At 43.8% G+C, this 3633-nt stretch carries 2 protein-coding genes and 1 other RNA gene; 2 read left to right on the top strand and 1 reads right to left on the bottom strand.

Translation table 11 applies throughout. From position 1 onward, the window contains the following. Window positions 1–105: 105 nt before the first annotated feature. A complete protein-coding gene (locus tag BACCOPRO_RS03695; protein ID WP_008141037.1) occupies window positions 106–1605 on the bottom strand; it encodes a trypsin-like peptidase domain-containing protein in 1500 nt (499 codons plus the stop codon). A gap of 257 nt (window positions 1606–1862) precedes the next feature. Between BACCOPRO_RS03695 and rnpB the strand changes: the two genes are divergently transcribed. Both rnpB and BACCOPRO_RS03690 read left to right on the top strand, forming a co-directional pair. Further along, window positions 1863–2222, top strand: an RNA gene (gene rnpB / locus BACCOPRO_RS17100) — RNase P RNA component class A. A 25-nt stretch (window positions 2223–2247) separates the two neighbouring features. After that, window positions 2248–3567, top strand: a complete 1320-nt coding sequence (locus tag BACCOPRO_RS03690; protein WP_008141036.1) for a YihY/virulence factor BrkB family protein — start codon at window positions 2248–2250, stop codon at window positions 3565–3567. The last annotated feature ends 66 nt before the right edge of the window (window positions 3568–3633 follow it).

The raw sequence follows: 3633 nt of genomic DNA, 5'->3' as shown, positions 1-3633 counted from the left end.
TCTTCTTACAACAAAGGATTAATGATAAAAGTCGACAAAGGCGTGTTTGTTTAACAAAACATAACACGCCTTTACTATTATCTTAAAAATCAGCTATCACGAAAGTTATTCTGCCTGCGACAAGTCTACAGCATAGTTAGCTCGCTTACCGGAAGGATAAACTCCTGTCATAAAGAGCACCTGATCAGGCGACTGTGAAGCAGCTTTCATCACATCTTCCAAATCCTGCACGGTCTTCAACTGCTTATTATTAGCCTTCAAGATAATAAATCCTTTTCGGATTCCACTGTCGGCCATACGGCCATCTGTTACTCCTGTCACTTGCACACCATATCCCAGATTCAACTGTTTCTTCAAATCTTCCGGAACTTCACGGAATGCTGCTCCCAGAATTTGCATATCAGCCTTCTTGACAACTTTTGTGTTACCCTGTGCATTCTTTAATGTCATCGTAAATTCCTTTTCACTCTTTTCACGAAGCACCTTGACTTTCACCTTATCACCAGGACGGAACTTAGCCAGATAGCCTTGCAAATCTGCCATTGTCTTTACTTTCTGTCCATTCAACTCAAGGATAACATCATCAACCTTCAGGATACCATCGGAAGAACCACCCTCTACAATTTCTGTAACCTGTACCCCTTCTGTAGCACCCAGTTCTTTTTGCTTATTCCGAATTTCGTCCGGATAGCGTTCTTCACCAACATTCAATCCACCTATACCCAACATAGCCCGTTGTACGGTACCATATTGTTTGATATCAGAAACGACCTTCGTCATAATACTGGTCGGAATTGCAAAACCATAACCAGAATAAGCACCTGTAGGAGAAACCAGCATAGCATTGATACCAACCAGCTCACCACGAGCATTCACCAACGCACCACCACTATTTCCCTGATTAATGGCTGCATCTGTCTGAATAAAAGACTCAACCTGGTTAGCTCCCAATCCACGAGCCTTGGCACTTACCACACCGGCCGTAACCGTAGATCCCAGATTAAACGGATTTCCGACAGCAAGAACCCATTCTCCCACCTTCAGAGCATCCGAATCACCAACAGGAATAGCCGGAAAATCATCACCTTCGATTTTTACCAAAGCTAAATCACTGGTTGGATCAGTTCCAATCACACGTCCTTTCAGTTCACGGCTATCATGTAGCTTTACGCTAATTTCATCAGCTCCGTCAATCACATGGTTGTTTGTCACGATGTAACCATCCTTAGAAATAATTACACCAGAACCAAATCCACGCTGTTCCGGCACTTGCACCTGACGTTCACCGCCACGTCCGTTTCCGAAAAAGAAATCAAAAAGGTCCGGCTGTGTCTGCACGGTTTTTACCTTACTGCGCTGTATAGCCATTATATGCACTACAGAGTTCAACGAACTTTCAGCTGCTTGTGTCAAATCTACCGGCTGCATTGATGTTGCATCCAAAGCAACCGTACGCATCGGCGCACCTTTAAACACATCATAGAAAGAATTTGCATTCTGCTGTTGGTTCTTTTGAATAAGCGTATATGCCGTAACACCGGCAACACCGGCACTGACAGCCACCATAGCAGCTGTACCTATCACAAATTTAGTTGCTCTTTTCATACTCCTATATTCATTAATTGTTAATTACAACCTTTGTTTAACATTTCATCTGCTAAAGTAGGACAAAATCCATACGGTTGTACTCATTGTCAGTCCTTTTTTCCGTCTTTTAACAAAGCATGCTGACTGATTAACCGCAGTTAACGGCAGGTTCTGTCAAATTTACATTCATTATCAGTCGATTTTTCCAGGCCTAAAAGATATTTCTGCCAAAATTACCGCAAATCCAGTTTATTTATTTACCTTTGCAGAAGAAAGCAGTAGGCCGGTCTGTCGCTGATACTTCTATGTATAAGAGGAAAGTCCGGGCAACACAGAGCATCCTACTTCCTAACAGAAAGCTGTCCGCAAGGGCGGAGTAATGCAGAAGAAAATAACCGCCTTTCTCCGAAAAGGCAAGGGTGAGAAGGTAGGGTAAGAGCCTACCAGACGTATAGTGATATACGGGCTGTGCATCTTAGGAGTTGTAAGGTCATGTAAACCGGCATCAACGAGGGTTGCTCGCCCCACGTCGGAGGGTGGACCGCTAGAGCCTGTCGGTGACGGCAGGCGTAGATAAATGACAGACTCCCCTGTTCGCAGGGAGACAGAACCCGGCTTATAGGCCAACTGCTTTCTTTTTTTAAAATCTGCGGGTAACATATGAACAAAGCTTCCATCAATCACTGGCTGCAATTCCTCACCGTCGGTATCTGGCGAGTAACGGATGACGAAATCACACCGCTTCAACGGCGATTATATTCTTGTATCAAAATCGTTATTCTTTCCGTTCAGCAATTCTTAAACGACCGTATTCAGGTACGTGCTTCTGCATTAACATACAGCACTCTCCTCTCCATCATTCCCATCCTGGCCATACTTTTTGCCATTGCCAGAGGATTTGGATTTGATGCCGTGATTGAAGCACAGTTCCGCCACGGAATGGCCAAAGAACAGGCAGAGTTAGTCATATCCTGGATCAATTCTTATTTGCAGCATGCACAAAGCGGTGTTTTCATCGGTGTCGGCTTAATCATGTTACTATGGACCATTCTTATCCTGACTGACAATATTGAGCTCAGTTTCAACGCTATCTGGCAGGTCAAACACCCGAGAACCGTATTCAGAAAAATCACCGACTATTTCTCGATGATTTTACTGCTCCCCTTGCTTATTGTCATTTCAAGCGGTTTGACCATTTTCATGACTACCTATATAAAGGATATGGAAAACTTCCTGGTACTGGCTCCAGTCTTAAAGTTCCTTGTCCGCATGATTCCATATGCTCTTACCTGGGGTATGTTTATCGGCTTGTTCATTTTTATCCCCAACACCAAAGTAAGACTACAGCATGCATGGCTTCCCGGAATACTGGCCGGAAGTGCATTCCAGGCCTTCCAGTATTTCTATATCAACAGTCAGATTTGGGTGTCTAACTACAATGCCATCTACGGAAGCTTCGCTGCTATCCCCATGTTTCTGTTATGGACACAAATATCATGGACCATCTGCCTGTTTGGCGCAGAAATGAGTTATGTCAGCCAGAATCTGGCATCTTTCAATTTCGGAAAAGAAACAGCAAACATCAGCAGACGATACCATGATTTCTTCTGCACAATCATTCTGGCAGCCATCTGCAAACGCTTTTGTGAAGAAAAGACCCCCTATACCGCTGAAGAATTAAGTAGAGAGTACAAAATCCCCATCCGGCTAACCAAAAACATCTTGTATGAATTGCAGGATATTCATCTCGTATACGAAGCCGTAGGAGACAGCAAAGGGCAAGATATCAGTTATCTGCCGGGATGCGATACCAACCAGCTGACTGTAGGCATGTTACTCCGGAAGTTAGACTCAGCAGGATCTGAAGCTTTCAATGTAGACCGCGAACAATACTCGGCTTCTTGGGAAACTCTCATGGAAGCCCGCAAGGAATATATGAGACAGAACAACCAGATACTTTTAAAAGACCTGCTAAAGTAGCATATCCCCAAAAATCCAAACTTACCAGTTCCATATCAGGCCTCAAGAAAATACATCAAATAGCCT

This window comes from Phocaeicola coprophilus DSM 18228 = JCM 13818 (assembly GCF_000157915.1).
Lineage (GTDB): Bacteria > Bacteroidota > Bacteroidia > Bacteroidales > Bacteroidaceae > Phocaeicola > Phocaeicola coprophilus.
This window is presented reverse-complemented; position numbering and strand designations above follow the sequence as displayed.

Excerpts from the sequence above, each read along its gene's own strand:
- BACCOPRO_RS03695 (WP_008141037.1), bottom strand. The coding sequence starts at position 1,605 with ATGAAAAGAGCAACTAAATTTGTGATAGGTACAGCTGCTATGGTGGCT.
- BACCOPRO_RS03690 (WP_008141036.1), top strand. The coding sequence starts at position 2,248 with ATGAACAAAGCTTCCATCAATCACTGGCTGCAATTCCTCACCGTCGGT.